Source organism: Mesorhizobium erdmanii USDA 3471 (assembly GCF_000472705.1).
Classification (GTDB): domain Bacteria; phylum Pseudomonadota; class Alphaproteobacteria; order Rhizobiales; family Rhizobiaceae; genus Mesorhizobium; species Mesorhizobium erdmanii.
Genome location: NZ_KI421454.1, coordinates 56,087 through 74,129, shown reverse-complemented (window position 1 = coordinate 74,129; position 18,043 = coordinate 56,087). Strand labels below are relative to the sequence as shown.

General features: G+C 60.9%; 17 protein-coding genes. 14 read left to right on the top strand and 3 right to left on the bottom strand.

Annotated elements, in window-relative coordinates; all coding sequences use genetic code 11:
* Nucleotides 1-72 precede the first annotated feature (72 nt).
* Both A3AU_RS1000000139290 and A3AU_RS0130760 read right to left on the bottom strand, forming a co-directional pair.
* On the bottom strand, nucleotides 73-336 hold the full coding sequence (locus A3AU_RS1000000139290) for a hypothetical protein (RefSeq protein ID WP_027056307.1): 264 nt from the start codon (nucleotides 334-336) through the stop codon (nucleotides 73-75).
* 332 nt (nucleotides 337-668) lie between these two features.
* Nucleotides 669-1,832 (bottom strand): porin, encoded by a 1,164-nt coding sequence (locus A3AU_RS0130760; protein ID WP_027056306.1) that lies wholly within the window; start codon nucleotides 1,830-1,832, stop codon nucleotides 669-671.
* A 1,139-nt stretch (nucleotides 1,833-2,971) separates the two neighbouring features.
* Between A3AU_RS0130760 and hemN the strand changes: the two genes are divergently transcribed.
* The gene (hemN, locus tag A3AU_RS0130755) at nucleotides 2,972-4,297 is read left to right on the top strand and encodes an oxygen-independent coproporphyrinogen III oxidase (RefSeq protein WP_027056305.1); all 1,326 of its coding nucleotides are present in this window, start codon (nucleotides 2,972-2,974) and stop codon (nucleotides 4,295-4,297) included.
* Between the two features lies 1 nt (nucleotide 4,298).
* Here hemN and A3AU_RS1000000140590 read toward each other — a convergent pair whose 3' ends face one another.
* Complete coding sequence (locus A3AU_RS1000000140590) at nucleotides 4,299-4,568, bottom strand: ZinT/AdcA family metal-binding protein (RefSeq protein WP_272481104.1); 270 nt, start codon at nucleotides 4,566-4,568, stop codon at nucleotides 4,299-4,301.
* A gap of 323 nt (nucleotides 4,569-4,891) precedes the next feature.
* On the opposite strand from A3AU_RS1000000140590, the gene A3AU_RS1000000139625 reads away from it, so the two are divergent.
* The 13 genes from A3AU_RS1000000139625 (at nucleotide 4,892) to A3AU_RS0130680 (ending at nucleotide 17,940) form a co-directional block, all read left to right on the top strand.
* The gene (locus A3AU_RS1000000139625) at nucleotides 4,892-5,290 is read left to right on the top strand and encodes a hypothetical protein (RefSeq protein WP_167335254.1); all 399 of its coding nucleotides are present in this window, start codon (nucleotides 4,892-4,894) and stop codon (nucleotides 5,288-5,290) included.
* The gene (locus A3AU_RS0130735; RefSeq protein WP_027056303.1) at nucleotides 5,281-5,670 is read left to right on the top strand and encodes a hypothetical protein; all 390 of its coding nucleotides are present in this window, start codon (nucleotides 5,281-5,283) and stop codon (nucleotides 5,668-5,670) included. The genes A3AU_RS1000000139625 and A3AU_RS0130735 overlap by 10 nt, the downstream gene beginning before the upstream one ends.
* Before the next feature lie 665 nt (nucleotides 5,671-6,335).
* Nucleotides 6,336-8,366 (top strand): conjugal transfer protein TraG, encoded by a 2,031-nt coding sequence (locus tag A3AU_RS0130730; protein ID WP_027056302.1) that lies wholly within the window; start codon nucleotides 6,336-6,338, stop codon nucleotides 8,364-8,366.
* 118 nt (nucleotides 8,367-8,484) lie between these two features.
* On the top strand, nucleotides 8,485-8,898 hold the full coding sequence (locus A3AU_RS0130725; RefSeq protein ID WP_006329210.1) for a hypothetical protein: 414 nt from the start codon (nucleotides 8,485-8,487) through the stop codon (nucleotides 8,896-8,898).
* Entirely contained in the window at nucleotides 8,895-9,863 is a 969-nt protein-coding gene (trbB, locus tag A3AU_RS0130720) for a P-type conjugative transfer ATPase TrbB (RefSeq protein ID WP_027056301.1), read from the top strand. Before A3AU_RS0130725 ends, trbB begins: the two co-directional genes overlap by 4 nt.
* A gap of 11 nt (nucleotides 9,864-9,874) precedes the next feature.
* Nucleotides 9,875-10,183: a TrbC/VirB2 family type IV secretion system protein gene (locus A3AU_RS0130715; RefSeq protein WP_010914020.1), complete on the top strand. Its 309-nt coding sequence runs from the start codon at nucleotides 9,875-9,877 to the stop codon at nucleotides 10,181-10,183.
* Nucleotides 10,183-10,455, top strand: a complete 273-nt coding sequence (locus tag A3AU_RS0130710; RefSeq protein ID WP_027033451.1) for a VirB3 family type IV secretion system protein — start codon at nucleotides 10,183-10,185, stop codon at nucleotides 10,453-10,455. The genes A3AU_RS0130715 and A3AU_RS0130710 overlap by 1 nt, the downstream gene beginning before the upstream one ends.
* Complete coding sequence (trbE, locus tag A3AU_RS0130705) at nucleotides 10,449-12,899, top strand: conjugal transfer protein TrbE (RefSeq protein ID WP_027056300.1); 2,451 nt, start codon at nucleotides 10,449-10,451, stop codon at nucleotides 12,897-12,899. Before A3AU_RS0130710 ends, trbE begins: the two co-directional genes overlap by 7 nt.
* The gene (trbJ, locus tag A3AU_RS0130700; protein ID WP_027056299.1) at nucleotides 12,896-13,621 is read left to right on the top strand and encodes a P-type conjugative transfer protein TrbJ; all 726 of its coding nucleotides are present in this window, start codon (nucleotides 12,896-12,898) and stop codon (nucleotides 13,619-13,621) included. The genes trbE and trbJ overlap by 4 nt, the downstream gene beginning before the upstream one ends.
* Nucleotides 13,622-13,652: 31 nt before the next feature.
* Nucleotides 13,653-14,975: a P-type conjugative transfer protein TrbL gene (gene trbL / locus A3AU_RS0130695; protein ID WP_006329225.1), complete on the top strand. Its 1,323-nt coding sequence runs from the start codon at nucleotides 13,653-13,655 to the stop codon at nucleotides 14,973-14,975.
* Nucleotides 14,976-15,701, top strand: coding sequence for a conjugal transfer protein TrbF (trbF, locus tag A3AU_RS0130690; RefSeq protein WP_027056298.1), 726 nt, complete (start codon nucleotides 14,976-14,978; stop codon nucleotides 15,699-15,701).
* Complete coding sequence (gene trbG / locus A3AU_RS0130685) at nucleotides 15,698-16,726, top strand: P-type conjugative transfer protein TrbG (protein ID WP_027056297.1); 1,029 nt, start codon at nucleotides 15,698-15,700, stop codon at nucleotides 16,724-16,726. Before trbF ends, trbG begins: the two co-directional genes overlap by 4 nt.
* Before the next feature lie 11 nt (nucleotides 16,727-16,737).
* Nucleotides 16,738-17,940: a TraB/TrbI/VirB10 family type IV secretion system protein gene (locus A3AU_RS0130680; protein WP_027056296.1), complete on the top strand. Its 1,203-nt coding sequence runs from the start codon at nucleotides 16,738-16,740 to the stop codon at nucleotides 17,938-17,940.
* Nucleotides 17,941-18,043 lie beyond the last annotated feature (103 nt).

Below are 18,043 nucleotides of genomic sequence, written 5' to 3'. Positions count from 1 at the left end.
TGCCCTTTGACTTGCCAGGCGGCCAGCTGCGATGTGCGGGCTGTAGGAATCCCGTGTAACCTCGTTCTGGATCTAACGCTCACCGATAGGCCCGGCCAGTCGCAAGAGGACCGGGCGATGATCGGACACTTCCAGGAACCGCTCGATGGTTCGGTCGAGCGCGAGGATCATGAAATCGTGGCCGCACGGCACGAGATTGGGCGAGATAAAGACATGGTCGATCAGCGACTTGAAGGGCGCCTTGACGCAGGTGATTTGCTTGTCCGAAGCATCCTGCGCGGCGAGCGCGGTCAGGCCGGCGGCGGGCAGCGCGGTCTCCGGAAGCCAAGGTTGCATTGAGTCGCCGCCGATTCAGTCGTTATCGAAGCTGGGATACTGGGCGGGTTCGGCGATTGCTTCGGCGATCACGCGCCCACCCATCTGCCGGCGGCCTCCACCGTGTCGCCGGACTGCGCCGCACGCGTCAGCGCAAGCGCCGGGACCCGCCAGCAAACCTGCCGCAACGCTTTACCAGCTGTCACATCCCGGCAAGCGGGGCATCGGCCGCGCCCTAATCGCAGCTGTATCCGATTGCAAACGTGTCAGGGCTTATCTGCCGCAGGCGTGGCAGGTCCCCCGCATAATCGTCTTTGCCGCCTGAGGCCACCGAGATGAAGCTCTTCCTCCCGTTAGAATGAACGTTCGAAACGGAGGATGCCGCCGACACTGCTCTTTTTGTTGGCATTAGCCCAGCTAATGGAAGGGTCGACCTTGCCGACGGCGAAGTCGCCGTAGCGGTCATAGTCGAGCTCGGCTGTAATTGTGAAATCTGCAAGAAACGCATAGGCAACGTTTGCAGCGACACCATAGTTCCTGAGCTGATCACCCGAGAGCTGAAGATTCAACGAAGTTGTCTCATTGAGCTTGTAAGTGGCGCCGGCCCAGAAAGCCCAGTTACCGCCCCAACTTTTGTAGAACCCGCGACCATGAGCGTCGATTGCGTTAGTGACGTCATCGTTGAGCTTGCCGCTGGAGCCGTAGCCGAACATTCCGAATAGCGAGAGTTGGTCGGTAACATCGACGTCGATGCGGACCTTGCCGGCGACCGATTCGTAGTTGCTATCATAAGCGACAACGCCGGTGATCGCGCCCAAGTGTTGTGTGTATTTCACTCCGCCGACTAGGTGCGGAACGTAGCTGTCGATGGTGCCGACCAGGCCCGAGCCTTCTTCGAGTGAAACCACAGCCGAAAAGCCGTTACCGGCGTCAAAGTAGTACTGAACCACATTAGTATCGAAGGCGCCGTACGGGATAAGCATCTGATTGAGCACGTCGCCCGCGTAGCCAATAAACATGTCGAAGGCGGACCAGTCCTTGCCAACTCGGAGGCCACCAAGCTGAACCCAGGCGAAAGTCAACGTGATGCCTTGGCTGAAGGCATAGTATCGAGGACTGTCCGAACCGGAATAGGCGGTGTGCTTGCCGTAGTGCATGCGGGTCTCGACGTAGGTCTGCAATGTACCGAGTTCGGTCTCTTGCCCGGTCCAAGTTTTGAATGTGAAACGCGTGTGGTTTTGCCATATGCCCTGGGCCTCGCCAGTCTTCACATTCGTGGTTCTAGCTTTGTCATACGATACGACATCGCCGAGGCCGATGTCGTAACGGATATAGCCGCCGATGCGCAGGCAGGTCTCGGTGCCGGGGATGTAGTAGTAACCAGCGCCGTAAACGTCGCAGATCTTGACGTATTCAACGGGCTCAGGCTCGGCCAGGACGATGGCGTCGGCGGCTCGGGCACAGGAAACGGCGATCAGGGCCGCAGCTGAGCCGAGCAGGAGGCTCCTGATGTTCATTCTTGATCTCCGTTCAAATATTGAAGAAGGGGGCGTCAAAGAACGAGCCAGCCCTTCCTGTCCCCACAATCGAAAACGATGCACATCGCGCTGCGCCTATCGCAGTGTGACACACGGATCATAATAATTATTCAACCACAGGGGCGATGAATCTGAATCATACTTCAACACGATAAGTTGTTGTTCTCATATCACTTGCTTGAAATGCCCGGGGAGGAATCAAACACTTCAGAATCGATCGCCATGATTATCTCCGATAGCTGCGGGCGTACCGTCACAACGGCTTCGAAAATCACCCTGCAAGTGACGTGCCAACCTCACGACCAAGCTACGATTGACACTCAAGTTTGCCGTCGGACCTTGGTTTGCGTTTCCTTTTTTGCTCTGAGGGTCAAGCTGAGCACGAAAAGCAAGTGTTTCGGACATGGTTCGTCTGTTCGCTTCGCGACAGTATCGTTCAATGGCGATAGCCTTTGTTTGTTTTGAGCCTCGACGGAAGCCGTGCATGGGCCATTTTTGTTTTTACGGAAGCACATGCGAATTCGCTCGATTGTCAGCTGCGAGCGATGCTTGAGTTGCGCTTCACTCCGGCGCTTTGCCGGGCCACAGGAGCGCGATTTGTCGGTGATCATGCGCCTGGCGTAGCGCTACTTTCTAAATTGGTTCATCAGGCTTGCAGCCTTGGCAGGGGCGGACCCGGACGGTCTCCTCGAGCACAATTCCCGCTCTGACAGACGGTGCGCCACGGCCAAAGCCTCGTGCCGGCAATTAATACGACGAACTCATCGAGATGCCAGGTATCGCTACGTGACGCCGTCTTACGCACCAGCCGGCGAGCAAAAGTCTGGTCCCAACGCCGAATCGACTGGTCGGATGCGGCATGCTGCGTTCCATCGGACGCTGAAGGGAGAGGATAGGATAGGATAGTAACACCAAACGGCGTGCGGGAAAGTCTCGACGGGAAACCCATGGCGCTTGTCGCTGACCAGCGCGTGCTCATACCATCGCTGTCCAGCCAAGGCTGAATGGGGCTATCGCTGCGAAATAATCGGGTCCAAAGCGGACCGGACTGATATAGCGCAAAGACACAGGAGAGCGCAGTGGTAAGGATGGAAGGCAACGACATGGGACGGTAACTGTTGCAGACCACAAAACATCGCGAAGCCCGCCTGCCTTGGTACACCATATATCCGACTGTCGCGGAGTTCTCTGGGGCGGTCGGCGCCGACGCTTATGAGGAATGGCTCAGGAACCTACCGGCTAACGATCCGGCGTCACTCTACTTGCACGTTCCGTTCTGCCGATCAAAGTGCTGGTATTGCGGCTTCCCCACCACCATCACCCGCCTTGATGCGCCGATCGTTAATTATCTGGCGGCGCTGCGTGACGAGATACGTTTGGTCTCGGAGCACGCGCCGCAGGCGCTGCCCGTGAGCGATGTGCATTTCGGCGGCGGAACGCCAACTCTCATGGGGCCAGTTGAGTTCCTCGCCCTGACGGAATTCCTGCGCCGCCACTTTGCGCTTGCGGAAACAGCTACGATCGCCGTCGAGATCGATCCACGCACGTTCACGGCCGATATGGCCGAAGCCTTGCAAGCAGCCGGCGTGAACCGCGCGAGCCTCGGCGTGCAGAGCTTCGATCCCATTGTTCAAAAAGCGATCAACCGGGTCCAGAGTGAGGCGCAGACGGCGGCTGCCGTCGAAATGCTGCGTCGGCATGGAGTGACAAGCATCAACTTCGACCTCATCTTTGGTCTCCCGCATCAAACGGTGCAGTCTTGCGTCGAGACCACGAGGGCGGCGGTCGCCATGCGCCCCAACCGGCTTGCGGTGTTCGGCTACTCGCACATTCCGTCCTTTATTAAGAATCAGCGCCTCATCGAGGAGGCATCGCTTCCGGGCAGCGCTGCCCGCGCCGAACAGGATGCGGCCATTGCCGTGACGCTGATTGCCGCCGGCTACCGAGAGATCGGGCTCGACCATTTCGCCTTGCCGGACGACGATCTCGCGCTGGCACAGAAAACCGGTCGCCTGCGGCGCAACTCGCTAGGCTACTCGGCCGACACCTGCAAAACCCTGATCGGTTTCGGCGCGTCGGCTATCGGGCGTGTCGGCGAGGGCTACGTCCAGAACGAGGTTACACGGGATTCCTACTGCCGGCACATCGCAGCTGGCCGTCTGGCGACGTCAAAGGGCTACCGTCTCACCGACGAAGACCGCGCGCGTGCCGCAATCATCGAGCGACTAATGTGCGATCTCGAGGCCGATGTGCCGGCAATCTGTGCCGCCCACGGATCTGATCCGATCCATTTTCTCGATTCAGCTGAACGCTTGGCGATGCTTGCCAAGGACGGGATTGTGGACATCGAAAAGGGTTTTGTCCGCGTACGGCAGCAGCACCGCTTTGCGATGCGCGTTGTCGCTGCCGCATTCGACGCTTTTCTCGACCGGGTTGCCCGCTGAGTCAGCCAACCAAGTGTGAGGAGGCCAAGGCGATGCCGAAGCGAAATTTGACGCCCATGCGGTTTCCTTTCTTCGAGGTCAGGATTTCACAGCCGTCGCCGGCGTAGCAGGCCTCAAGCGGCTTCCCGCCCTCGAAGAAAGCCACGGTGTCGCCATCGATCATGATCCGCTCGAATTGGTGCGATAGCCGATCTCGTAGTAGGCGCGTACTCATCTGCGCTCTGGTCGCCGCTCTCCGCCTTATAAGCGATGACTGGATCGAGCGTTCCATCGTCAGGAAGGGATAGACCAACTGCCAATCCCGGACCCAAATTCGACAGGGCGCGCTGCTTGATCTGGTCGTCCTCAAATGTAGATCGGCTGGACCGCGGGATCGTGGCTATATGCGTGATCTTTCTCAGCTGCTTGATCGTGGATCTTGCCGCTCCCGCCGACGGCCACGATGTGGAAGGGCTTGCCCTCCACGGCGATCTCGCCGTTCCTGGTGAGCGATCGCGCCGACACGATATAGGGCTTGAGCGTCGGTCACGACGATGTTGTCCCCTGTCGCGGCGATGCACGGCCGTGCCCGTCCATCGAATAGAGGTCGTGAGCTTGAGCGAGTTGGCGATCTTGCCAGCCACGAAGCTTGGCGTTCTGGTGACGCTCAACAAGGCGACCGCAGCAATGGAACGTGCTGCCAGAGAAGCCAAATCCGTTGAGGCGGGCGGCAAGCTGCGGCCGCGCGTGCAAATCTGTAGGGTCAGGGAACTATTGAAGGGCAGAAAGCCCACGCTTCCACCTGTCTATGACATTATCTCTGCCGCTGCCGCCCGGCAGGTGGCCGCCGCGGTTGCCAACGCGACAGGAAATACGGGACCCGCCGTCCTTCAAATATTCCATCGCCGGCAGCGGACAGAAAGCCACGAACGATCAGTCGCCGACACCTGTGAACAAGCCTTGTGCGACATTGCAATCATCCATTTATTGGCTCAACTGCCCACATGGCCGTGAATGAACTGGATTTGTTGGTTTTCCAGATGGCAGTGGAAAGCGTCCGCTCACTCTGCTTGAGCTTCAATGACAAAGCGGCGGAGATAGCCGCCAGGAGCCGCGGAAACCTGCTTTTCGATGTGCGGATCGATGATGACGCCGAGGTCCAACGGCTCGCAGCCATCCGATATCGAGGCGGGCAGATTGGTGTGCTGGCGTTGGACAGACAAGGCCTTATTAGCCGCTACTGCGTCGTCGACGATACCTTCTCCCGCTTCATTGCACCGTTGGAGAATTGGACCAGCATGCCGGTGTCAATGCAGGCCAAAATCGATGTCACTCACCATGCCGGCCTCTTCCTAGGCGCGTTGCGAAATGCCGGTCATATGCTTGGCAACTAGGGCTGGCGGAACGCATCTGTGGATCTTTGCATCCGCCTGGGCGTTTGAGCCGGCGGCTCATCGAGGTTCTGCAGCGCGCGAATGTGCCACGGCCGGGGTGATAGCCGCCTCTGCCCAACAGATCGCCGGCGAGGGCTTGTCGGACAATGAATGTCGTCAATTCACCGTCCGAGAAATGGTGTCTGGCTCACAAGAAGCACAGCGAATTGAGACTGAAACGCAGTCCAGCTGGGAAACCCAGCGCGAAGGCCGGAAGGTAACTTATCTGCGATAGAGGCAACGGGAAGGCGCCTTCCACTTATAAGGCAGCGCCCAATATGTCGGTACTCGCCTGAGGAATTCCCATGGCGGGCAGGGCTACCTCGCGATCCGATCTCGATAGGCTTGTTATACCTCAGACCGGACTCGATGTTCGGAATTTCCTCAGCGGCTTGCCCGCACGCCACCGCCAGCTCGCCGACCACGTGCTCACGATAGGCACGACCGATATGAGTCCCCTCCGACTTAGCAGTCCTCGGGAATGCGCGAATATTGATACACCTCGAAGGTGAGCAACGGCGCGCCAAACAGCCTCTCATCGCACCAAGTCGTACATAGGGCGCATTCCTGTTCCGGCCGTCCCGGGCGATGCTCGATCCATCTCTCCAGAACAGCGGAGCAAGCCAGTGACGCCCACGAAGCTTCTGATTGGGCAGATCGCCATTGTGTTCGCCATCGTTCTCCTCGGCGTGTGGGCTGCCACGCAATGGTGCGCTCATATGCTAGCCTTTCAGGAACAACTCGGCGCGCCATGGTTTGTCGCGGCTGGCTGGCCGATCTACGAGCCGTGGAAACTGTTGGAATGGTGGTTCCAATTCGATGCCTATGCGCCCGAGGTATTCGACAAGGCGGGCATGCTTGCGGGCACCAGTGGATTCATGGGCTGTGCCGCTGCGATCGCTGGTTCCCTCTGGCGCGCGCGCCAGCGCGGCTTGGTCACCACCTATGGCTCCTCTCGATGGGCGGCGACGCGGGAGATCGAGAAAGCAGGGCTGTTTCAGCCGGCAGGCGTCTTCCTCGGCAAACTGAAGGACCGGTATCTGCGTCATGACGGGCCTGAGCACGTCATGGCCTTTGCGCCGACACGTTCCGGCAAGGGCGTCGGACTGGTTGTCCCAACCCTTCTCTCCTGGTCCGGCTCGGCCGTCATTCACGACATCAAAGGCGAGAACTGGCAGCTGAGCTCCGGCTGGCGGTCGAGGTTCTCGCATTGCCTTTTGTTCAATCCGACTGATCCGCGATCGGCCCGCTACAACCCGCTGCTGGAGGTACGCAGAGGTTCGGACGAGATTCGCGATGTCCAAAACATCGCCGACATTCTAGTCGATCCGGAAGGCGCGCTGGAGCGGCGGAATCATTGGGAGAAGACCAGTCATTCACTCCTGGTCGGCGCTATCTTGCACGTGCTCTACGCCGAAGAGGAAAAGACTCTTGCCCGCGTCGCGACCTTTCTCTCGGACCCGCAACGCTCGTTTGCCGCGACTTTGCGGCGAATGATGACGACCAACCATCTCGGCGCGGCCAATAAGCCTCAGGTCCATCCCGTCGTGGCCTCGGCGGCACGAGAGGTGTTGAACAAATCGGAGAACGAACGTTCAGGCGTCCTCTCGACCGCCATGTCTTTTCTCGGCCTCTACCGTGATCCGACCGTGGCGGCGGTAACATCGGACTGCGACTGGCGCATTGCCGATCTGATGGATGCGGAGTGGCCGATGTCGCTCTATCTGGTCGTGCCGCCATCGGACATCTCGCGCACCAAGCCCCTGGTGCGACTGATCCTGAACCAGATCGGCAGGCGGCTGACGGAGCGCCTCGAGGGTGACCCAAAGAAGAGCCGCAAGCATCAACTGCTGATGATGCTGGATGAGTTTCCGGCGCTCGGTCGCCTCGACTTCTTTGAGACCGCGCTCGCGTTTATGGCCGGTTACGGAATTCGTGCCTACTTGATCGCGCAATCGTTGAACCAGATCTCCAAAGCGTATGGCGACAACAACGCCATTCTGGACAACTGCCATTTGCGAATTGCCTTTTCCTCCAATGATGAGCGCACGGCCAAGCGAATCTCGGACGCGCTTGGCACGGCCACGGAACTCAGATCCATGCGCAACTATGCGGGCCACCGGCTGGCACCTTGGCTCTCGCATGTCATGGTGAGCCGCCAGGAAACCGCCCGCCCGCTGCTGACACCGGGCGAGGTGATGCAATTGCCGCCCGCGGACGAACTGGTGCTGGTTTCGGGATTGCCCCCCATCCGGGCCAAAAAGCTGCGATACTATGAGGATCACAATTTCACCGAGCGGGTGCTGCCTTCGCCGGTGTTGCGCGACGGACCCTACGCGGACTGCCCGATGTCGCGGCCGGACGATTGGACTGGGCAAGTACGCGGCGTCGACCGTCGTCTTGCGTCTGACGATGAAAGCGCTGGCGCCGCGCTTGCGGACGAGGGAGGTGTTCAGCAGCAGCGCCATCCTGGCCTACCCGAAGAACATACCGCCGTCACCCAGGAACCGGACCAGGACGATCTGTCCAGACCCGCAGACGATGATAGCGAGGCGATGGCGGACAAGCGCGTCATGGACCGGATCTCCACCGTCGCAGGTGCCTATGGCATCAACGAGGGAAGGGGCGATGATAAGGATATCGTCCCCGGCTTCTGAACGCTTTCCGCAGCTCGGGCGTATCTCAGCGTAGATAACGGCCGTAAGCAATTTTGGGCATCTCGATAATGCTTGTTCCGCCGCCGGCCCGCCAGCGCCGGCCAGTTGGAACAAGCGCATGAAGCCCCACCGCATTCGTCACCAGTTTCTGCTCGAACCGGAATTGAGCGAGAAGCTGGACAACCTCAGCCGCGATCCCTCGACCACAAAATCCGCGGTCGTCGCGAAGGCCGTAGAAGCTTTCATCGAGCGGCGTGGCGAGAATGAACTCGATCGGCGCTATGGCATGAGGCTGGACCGTCTTTCCCGCGACCTCAGTCACGTCAGGCGCGATGTCGACATGACATTGGAAAGCTTGGCGCTCTTCATCCGCTTTTCGATCACGCTTCATGCCCACACGCCTGTTCCGGACAAGGCGACGCAGGCGATTGCTCAGGAGCGTTTCGACAAATTCGTCGAGCAGGTCGGTCGCCAGATCGCATCGGGGAAACGCTCGTTTGGCAAAGACAATGGCGGAGGAGGGGAAGGATGAGCGCTCATCCAGAGGCCGACCACCGACGCCGCGCCATGCTGCGCACCGCCATGGGTCCGACGATCACTGAGGCGCTGGCCGATCCATTGGTCATCGAGGTGATGGTCAATCCCGATGGTGCGCTGCGGCTCGACCGGCTGGGAGAAGGCCGAATCGATACGGCCGTGCATATGCATCCTTCCGAGGCGGAACGCATCATCCGCCTGGTCGCTTCCCACGTGCGTGCCGAGGCGCATGCGGACAATCCGATTGTCAGCGCCGAATTGCCATCGGGCGAACGCTTCGAGGGACTGCTGCCGCCTGTCGTGCTGGCGCCTTGCTTTGCCATCCGCAAACCAGCCGCAAAGCTCTACACGCTGGCCAACTATGTTGCGGATCGCATCATGTTGCCGCTGCAGGCCGATGTGTTGATAAAGGCAGTCCGAGAACGGCGCAACATCCTTGTCGCCGGAGGCACGTCGTCGGGTAAGACGACGCTTGCCAATGCGCTGCTGGCCGAAGTCGCCGAATGCGACGAGCGAGTGATCCTCATCGAGGACACCCGCGAACTGCAATGCGCAGCAAAGGACTGCGTTGCCCTGAGAACCAGGCGGGGCTCGGTCACACTCGCCGATCTCGTGCGCTCGACGCTCCGGCTCCGCCCCGACCGCATCATCGTCGGTGAAGTCAGGGGCGCGGAAGCGCTGGACATGCTCAAGGCATGGAACACCGGGCACCCCGGCGGCATCGCCACGGTTCATGCCAATTCGGCGCGCTCTGCCCTCTATCGCATCGAGCAGCTTGCACAGGAAGCTGTCGTCACCGTGCCGCGCCGCCTCATCGCCAATGCCATCGATCTCATCGTCTTCATCGCGGGGCGCGGCTCGTCGCGCCGCATCGATGCAATCGCTGAGGTCACAGGTCTCGACGGCAGCGGCGACTACGCCGTCACCCCACTCACGCCTCCGCAACTCCAGCAACTCTGAAAGGCCCCCTTATGCGCAAGAAGCTCCGCTTTCTATCGTTTGCCGCGCTCGCGTTTCTTCTCACAGTTCCGGCGCACGCTGCCGGCTCCGGCATGCCTTGGGAACAGCCGCTGCAGCAGATCCTGGAATCGGTGCAGGGACCGGTCGCCAAAATCGTCGCGGTGATCATCATCATCACCACCGGCCTGACCCTTGCCTTCGGCGATACTGCCGGCGGTTTCCGCCGGCTGATTCAGATCGTCTTCGGCCTGTCGATCGCCTTCGCCGCATCGAGCTTCTTCCTCTCGTTCTTCTCCTTCGGCGGCGGGGCGCTCGTCTGATGACCGCCGGAGTGCAACATATCGAGGGCTTCGAGGTTCCCGTTCACCGGGCATTGACTGAACCGATCCTGCTGGGCGGCGCGCCGCGGGCGGTGGCGATCCTCAACGGCACGGTGGCTGCGGCCATCGGACTAGGCTTGCAGCAATGGATTGCCGGGCTAGTGCTCTGGCTTGGCGGCCACACGCTCGCGGTCTTTGCCGCAAGGCGCGATCCCGACTTTGCCAGCGTGCTTGTCCGTCACCTTCGCCTGAGGGGATGGCTCGCATGCTGAACCTTTCGGAATATCGCGGCAAGGCCGACCGGCTTGCCGACCATCTGCCCTGGGCAGCACTGGTGGCGCCCGGCATCGTGCTCAACAAGGACGGCAGCGTTCAGCGGACTCTTCGGTTTCGCGGGCCCGATCTGGAAAGCTCGACCGAAGCCGAACTCCTCGGCATCTGCGCCCGGGCCAACAATGCGCTTAGACGCCTTGGCTCCGGCTGGACATTGTTTTTCGAGGCGGAGCGCATCGAAGCGCTGGGCTATCCGTCCTCGCGTTTCCCGGACGCGGCGTCATGGCTGGTTGATGAAGAACGGCGTGCTGCCTTCGAAGGCAAGGGCGCGCATTTCGAGAGCCGCTATCACCTGACCTTGCTGTCCATGCCGCCACCGGACGCCCAGGCGCGGGCGGAAAGCGCGCTCGTCGACTCGCATCATTCAGAAGGCGAAAGAGACTGGCGCCAGGAGATGGCGCGGTTCCGTGACGAGACCGACCGTGTGCTGGATCTTCTGTCGGGCTTCATGCCCGAAGTGCGTCCACTCGATGACGCCGAGACGCTGACATACCTGCACGACACGATCTCGACCCGCCGCCATCCGGTCGCCGTGCCGGAAACGCCAATGTATCTGGACGGCATCCTGGTCGATGTGCCGCTTACCGGCGGCTTGGAGCCGATGCTGGGTGAGCAACATCTTCGCACACTTACCATCCTCGGCTTTCCGAACCTCACCCGGCCCGGAATCCTCGATGCCCTCAATCATCAGGATTTGGCCTATCGCTGGATGACGCGCTTCATTCCGCTCGGCAAGACCGAGGCCACCAAGACGCTGACCCGCTTGCGCCGGCAGTGGTTTGCCAAGCGCAAATCGATCGTCGCAATCCTGCGCGAGGTTGTAAGCAACGAACCCGTTCCGCTCGTCGACAGCGACGCCGACAATAAGGCGCTCGACGCCGATGAAGCACTTCAGGCGTTGGGCGGCGATCATGTCGGCTTCGGGTATCTCACTGCAACGGTGACGGTATGGGACGAGGATCGCCAAGCCGCCGCTGAGAAACTTCGCGCGGTCGAGCGCATCATCAATGGGCTCGGGTTCACCACCATCCGCGAAAGCGTCAATGCGGTCGAAGCCTGGCTCGGCTCGCTGCCGGGTCATGTCTATGCCAACGTTCGTCAGCCGCTCGTTCACACGCTGAACCTTGCCCATCTCATGCCGCTTTCCTCGGTGTGGGCCGGTCCTGCGGCGAACGAGCATCTGGCTGAAGTCACTGGACGAGAGGCCCCGCCGCTCCTCATCGCCGAAACCAGCGGGTCGACTCCGTTCCGGCTTTCTTCCCATGTCGAAGATGTCGGCCACATGCTGATCGTTGGACCGAGCGGCGCCGGAAAATCGGTGCTGCTTGCCCTGATCGCCCTGCAGTTTCGTCGCTATGCCGGCGCGCAGGTCTATGTCTTCGACAAAGGCAATTCGGCGCGCGCGGCAACGCTCGCCATGGGTGGAGAGCATCATGTATTGGGTTCGGACGGTGCGCTTGCCTTCCAGCCACTGCGCAATATCGGTGATCAGGGTAGGCGCAGCTGGGCAGCTGAATGGATCGCCGGCCTGATTGCCCATGAGAACGTCACCCTCACGCCGGAGGTGAAGGAGGCGATCTGGTCGGCGCTCAACAGCCTCGCCACCGCGCCGGCGCAGGAGCGCACGCTGACCGGTCTGTCGGTCCTGCTTCAGTCCAATGCACTGAAGTCCGCCTTAATGCCCTACACGCTCGACGGTCCCTTCGGCCGATTGCTCGATGCCGACGACGATCGGCTGGCCTTGTCGGATGTGCAGTGCTTCGAGACCGAGGAGCTGATGCATAGCCAAAGCGCTGTGCTGCCTGTGCTCACCTATCTCTTCCATCGCCTTGAGGAGCGGTTCGACGGGCGACCGACGCTGCTCATGCTCGATGAGGCCTGGGTCTATCTCGACAATCCGCTTTTTGCTGCCCGCATCCGCGAATGGCTGAAGGTGCTGCGAAAGAAGAACGTATCGGTGATCTTCGCCACGCAGTCGCTTGCCGACATCGCCGGCTCTGCAATAGCGCCGGCGATCATCGAGAGCTGCCCACAGCGCATTTTTCTCCCCAATGATCGTGCCGTGGAACCGCAGGCACGGACTGCCTATGAGCGCTTCGGTCTCAACGACCGGCAGATTGAACTGATCGCCCGGGCCACGCCGAAGCGGCACTACTATTTGCAGTCGCGCTGCGGCAACCGTCTCTTCGAGCTCGGGCTCGGCCCCATCGCGCTTGCACTTTGCGGCGCCTCGGGTCCAGCCGCGCAAAGCCTGATCGACAGGGTCCTGTCCAAGCACGGGCAGGACAGCTTTGTCTTTCGCTTCCTCGGCGCCCGCGGCCTGGATTGGGCGGCCGAGCTTCTCCAGCAATTCCCTCAACCAACCAAGGAGCAATCGTCATGATGCGGCGCCGCTTTCTCTCGGGCCTGATCACCCTTTCGTTGATCGCCAAGCCGATGGCCGACTACGTACAGCCGGCCTACGCGCTCATCGTGTTCGATCCGTCGAACTACGCACAGAACGTGCTCACGGCGGCGCGCTCGCTGGAGCAGATCAACAACCAGATCCAGTCGCTCCAGAATCAGGCGACCGTGCTGCAGAACATGGCACGCAATCTTCAGAGTCTGGATTTTTCTTCCGTGGGTCAGCTTACCGGCTCGCTCCAACGGATCGACGGTCTGATGGACCAGGCAAGTGGCCTGAGCTTTGATCTCAACAAGCTTCAGGACCAGTGGCGTAATCAATATCCGGAAAGCTACGACGCCACGATCAAGGTCAGCGAGGTGGCGAGCGCCGCACGTGACCGCTGGCAAAGCGCAATGCAGGCATTCCGTCAGACCATGGGTGTTCAGTCGCAGATCGTCGAGAATGTTCGCGGTGATGGCGACCTGCTTGCCGATCTCGTCAACCGCAGCCAAGGCGCGGCCGGTGCGCTTCAGGCAAGTCAGGCCACTAACCAGCTCCTTGCGCTTTCGACCAAGCAGCAGATGCAGATCCAGACGCTGCTCGCAACGCAGTTCCGCGCTGAGGCCGAGGATGCGGCGCGCAAGGCGCAGTCCGAGGAGGCCGCGCGCGAGACGACAAAGCGCTTCCTCGGCACAGGCACGGCCTATCCCGGCAACTGATCACCAATCTCTTGACGACGAGGAAGGCGGCATGAACGACCTTGGGGTCATTGATCGCTTCATGGAGACCTTCATCCGCTACATCGATAGCGGGTTCGGTCTGCTCTCGGGCGATGTCGCCTTCCTTACCACGACCCTGATCGGCATCGACGTCACACTTGCCGGCCTCGCCTGGGCATTCGGCGGCGAACCCAACATATTCGGCCGGCTCATCCGCAAAGTGCTCTATGTCGGCGTCTTTGCCTTCATCTTGAATAACTTCAAGAACCTCGCCGATATCATTTATCGGTCCTTTGCCGGTCTCGGCATCAATGCGTCATCCGGCAACCTATCTGCCGACAATCTCCTGCATCCGGGCCGCATTGCCGCAACCGGTTTCGAGGGCGCCTGGCCGCTTCTCGATCAGGCAAGCCAGCTTCTCGGCTTCCCAGAAATCTTCGGCAACGCGCTCACCATCTTCGTGCTGCTCGTGGCCTGGTTCCTGGTCATCATCGCCTTCTTCATCCTCTCCATCCAACTCTTCATCACCATTCTCGAATTCAAACTCACCACTCTGGCCGGATTCATTCTTGTGCCCTTCGCGCTTTGGAACCGGTCAGCGTTTCTCGCCGAGCGCGTGCTCGGCAATGTCATCTCGTCGGGCATCAAGGTGATGGTGTTGGCCGTCATCATCGGCATCGGCTCCACGCTCTTTGGCGAGTTCGCTTCCGCGCTGCAAGGCAAGGAGCCGGATCTGGCCGCCGCCATGTCACAGGTCCTGGGCGCCTTGGCGCTCCTTGGTCTCGGCATTTTCGGACCTGGGATAGCCTCCGGTCTTGTCTCGGGCGCGCCGCAGCTTGGCGCGGGCGCCGCACTTGGAACCACGGCAGCCGCAGCCGGTGCATCGCTCGTTGCCGCAGGCGCAGCATTTGCCGGCGCGCGCATGGCAACCGGCAGCGGTCTCACCGCACTCCGTGCCGGCACGACCATGGGGTCAGCGGCTTCTACGGCCTGGCAGATGGGGCGCGCAACATCGCCCGAGTCCGGCCTGCCCGGTGTAGCTGCTGGAATGCATGGTGTGACCAGCGCCGCCGGCGGCGCCGCAATGCGGGCGGCACGATCTGCCGCAGGAGGCTTCGGGCGCAGCGTTGATGCCGGGCGCGAAGCTGCCTGGACCGCGACCGGTGGTGCGCCGACCGCATCCATGACCGGAAGCCCTACTGGTCCGGTCGCTGATGCCGCGCCCGGCTGGGCCAGGCGCCTGCGTTCCGAACAGACAGCCCGTGCCCACCGTCACGCCGCCATGCAGGCCGTCCGTGAAGGCGACAGGCCGGGAGGCAGCGCCAATCCCTCTCTCAACGACAAGGACGACTAAATGCTATTCAAGCGACCCATTCAACGTTACGGCAAGACGCCCGAGCCGGTCACGCCGTATCAGAAGGCCGCGCAGCTCTGGGACGAGCGCATAGGCTCATCTCGAGTGCAGGCCCGCAACTGGCGGTTCATGGCTCTTGGCTGTCTGACCTTGGCGGCCGGACTTTCCGGCGGACTCGTGTGGCAGTCGATCCAGAGCCGCGTCGTGCCTTACGTCGTCGAGGTCGACGGCTTCGGCGAGGCACGCGCCGTTGCACCGGCAATCCGGGACTACGAGCCCTCCGATGCCCAGATCGCGTGGCATCTCGGCCGCTTCATTCAGAATGTCCGTTCCGTTTCCACCGATCCGGTGCTGGTGCGGCAGAACTGGCTTTCGGCCTATGACTTCGCCACCGACCGCGCGGCGCTCTTTCTCAACGAGTACGCCAAGGCGAACGATCCTTTCGGTCAGATCGGCACACGCAGCGTGTCGGTGCAAGTGACCAGCGTGGTCAGGGCTTCCGACAGCTCGTTCCAGGTCAAATGGGCCGAGCAGGTTTTTGCGCGCGGCAGCCTTGCCAGCACGACGCGCTGGACCGCGATCCTCACCATCGTGATCCGCCCGCCAAGCAATACTGACCAACTGCGCAACAACCCGCTCGGCGTCTTCATCAACGCCATCGACTGGTCGCGCGAGCTCGACAGTGCTGCGCCGACGTCCGTTTCCCCAAAAGGAGTCCACCAATGAAGAATAGAATGTCGCTGGTCCGTGCCGTGCTGATCCTGTCGGCCTCTACAGCGGTCCTCTCCGCCTGCGCGTCGAAGCCGGTACCGCCGCCTGAGATTTACTATGATGCTGCCGATTTCAAACCAGCCGCAATCGAGAAGCCGCCGGAGAAGCCGGTCAAGATAGTCGAGGTGCCAAAGCCGCTGCCGCTACCCGGTCAGTTACAGCCCAATCCGGGCAGAGTGGCCGAAGACAAGCGCTCTCCTGAACAACGGGTCTCCGATGCCAATAAAGCAGCGACGCAGCAACCTACCAGGTATGGGTACATGAATGCGGTTCAGGTCTATCCATTCGCCGATGGCGCGCTCTATCAGCTCTATGCCGCGCCGGAGCGCGTCACCGATATCGCACTCCAGCCGGGCGAGAAACTAACAGCCGTGTCGGCCGGCGACACGGTGCGTTGGGTGATCGGCGATACCGTCAGCGGCACCGGTGACAATCAGCGCACCCATGTGCTGGTAAAACCCTTCGCGCCGGGGCTTACCACCAATCTGGTGATCACCACAGAACGACGCACCTACCATTTGCAGCTTCAAAGCACCGAGAAAACCTCAATGGCGGCGATCTCCTGGACCTATAGCGAGGACCAGATCATCGCGCTACGCCAGCGCAACGCTCAAGCCGAGGGTGCCATGCCGGTGGCGTCGAATGTGGCGCTCGAGAATATCCGCTTCCGGTATTCAATCACCGGCGACACACCACCCTGGAGGCCGATGCGCGCTTTCGACGATGGCAGCAAGGTCTATATCGAATTCCCCCGTCGCATTGATCAGGGTGAAGCGCCTCCTCTCTTCATCGTCGGCGCTGATGACAATGACCAGCTCGTCAACTTCCGTATGCGCGGCAACTATTACATCGTCGATCGCCTCTTTGCTGCCGCCGAACTGCGCCTCGGCGCCAAACAGCAGCAAGTGGTGCGCATCACCAGGACTGACGGCCGGCAACCGCCGCGGCGGATTCCGCTCTTTGCGCGGCCCAGCAGGTGAGGGGAGCGCTCATGACCGATACTTCCCGATCCGATGCGCCGCCGAAACTCGATCCCGAGCAGCTGCAATTGCGAGCCTCGCCCCGCCGCGCTGTCCGATTCAGGCGCGGTGTGATCGTCGCCATCGCTGCAGTCGGATCCGGTGCCATTCTGGGCGTCACGATGATGGCGCTTCAAGGACCGGCATGGCGTATCAAGCACCAGGCAGAGGACCGCTATAACACCGAGCGCAAGCCACCCGCCGAGGGACTAGAAGCGCTTCCCAAGGACTATTCCGGGATCATGCCGAAGGCCCCTGTGCTCGGACCGCCACTGCCCGGCGACCTCGGTCGCCCCATCCTTGAACGCCAACGTCAGCTCGGCATCGCGCCAGGGCAGGATATCTCCGCCGAGGAGCAGCGCCTTGCCCAGCAAGCAATTGAGGCGCGCGAGTCGCAAGTCTTGTTCCGGATCGACAATCGACCCAGACAGACAGATGTCGCCGGCGGCGGGCCGAGTGCGCAGCAGCCGTCTGAGGCGCTTCCGCAATCCGGAGCGACGCGCGCGTCAGCTTCCGTTGCCCCAGCCGAGGGTGACCAGAACAACCAACAGCGCAAGCTCGATTTTATCAGTCAGCGGAACACAAGCGGGATCTACAATCAGCACGCGCTGCAGACGCCGGCCTCACCCTACCAACTGATGGCCGGCAGCGTGATCGCGGCCAGTCTCGTCACCGGCATAAATTCCGACTTGCCTGGCCTTGTCGTCGCGCAGGTCACCGAGAATGTGCACGACACAGTCACCGGCAGCATTGTGCTCATTCCGCAAGGCTCACGCCTCATCGGCACTTATGACAGCGTCGTGGCTTTTGGGCAGAGGCGCGCATTGCTGGTCTGGCAGCGAATAATCCTGCCCGACGGTTCCTCGATCGAAATCGACAATCTGCCAGCGACGGATACTGCCGGCTATGCTGGGCTTGAGGACAAGGTCGATTTTCACACCTGGCAGCTGATCAAGGGAGTTGCTGTAGCGACGCTACTGGGCGTTGGTACCGAGTTGAGCTTTGGGGAAAACGAAAGCGACCTAGTTAAGGCGATCCGGGAATCCACTCAGCAAAACATCAGTCAAGCCGGCCAGCGCATCACCGAAAAGAACCTGAATATTCAACCCACCATTATCGTCCGCCCCGGTTGGCCCCTACGCGTGATTGTACACAAGGATCTTGTATTCCGCTAGCGGAATACAAGGTCATATGCCGCCCTGTGGACTATCCCGAGTTGCGTGGGCGGGTGGTGGTCGAAGGGGCAATAAAGCGAGAGGATCGGGGCGCCAAATATCG

Excerpts from the sequence above, each read along its gene's own strand:
- A3AU_RS0130715 (WP_010914020.1), top strand. The coding sequence starts at position 9,875 with ATGCGCAAGAAGCTCCGCTTTCTATCGTTTGCCGCGCTCGCGTTTCTT.
- A3AU_RS1000000140590 (WP_272481104.1), bottom strand. The coding sequence starts at position 4,568 with ATGGAACGCTCGATCCAGTCATCGCTTATAAGGCGGAGAGCGGCGACC.
- trbJ (WP_027056299.1), top strand. The coding sequence starts at position 12,896 with ATGATGCGGCGCCGCTTTCTCTCGGGCCTGATCACCCTTTCGTTGATC.
- trbL (WP_006329225.1), top strand. The coding sequence starts at position 13,653 with ATGAACGACCTTGGGGTCATTGATCGCTTCATGGAGACCTTCATCCGC.
- trbF (WP_027056298.1), top strand. The coding sequence starts at position 14,976 with ATGCTATTCAAGCGACCCATTCAACGTTACGGCAAGACGCCCGAGCCG.
- trbG (WP_027056297.1), top strand. The coding sequence starts at position 15,698 with ATGAAGAATAGAATGTCGCTGGTCCGTGCCGTGCTGATCCTGTCGGCC.
- trbB (WP_027056301.1), top strand. The coding sequence starts at position 8,895 with ATGAGCGCTCATCCAGAGGCCGACCACCGACGCCGCGCCATGCTGCGC.
- A3AU_RS0130760 (WP_027056306.1), bottom strand. The coding sequence starts at position 1,832 with ATGAACATCAGGAGCCTCCTGCTCGGCTCAGCTGCGGCCCTGATCGCC.
- A3AU_RS0130725 (WP_006329210.1), top strand. The coding sequence starts at position 8,485 with ATGAAGCCCCACCGCATTCGTCACCAGTTTCTGCTCGAACCGGAATTG.
- A3AU_RS0130680 (WP_027056296.1), top strand. The coding sequence starts at position 16,738 with ATGACCGATACTTCCCGATCCGATGCGCCGCCGAAACTCGATCCCGAG.
- A3AU_RS0130735 (WP_027056303.1), top strand. The coding sequence starts at position 5,281 with ATGGCCGTGAATGAACTGGATTTGTTGGTTTTCCAGATGGCAGTGGAA.
- A3AU_RS0130710 (WP_027033451.1), top strand. The coding sequence starts at position 10,183 with ATGACCGCCGGAGTGCAACATATCGAGGGCTTCGAGGTTCCCGTTCAC.
- A3AU_RS1000000139290 (WP_027056307.1), bottom strand. The coding sequence starts at position 336 with ATGCAACCTTGGCTTCCGGAGACCGCGCTGCCCGCCGCCGGCCTGACC.
- trbE (WP_027056300.1), top strand. The coding sequence starts at position 10,449 with ATGCTGAACCTTTCGGAATATCGCGGCAAGGCCGACCGGCTTGCCGAC.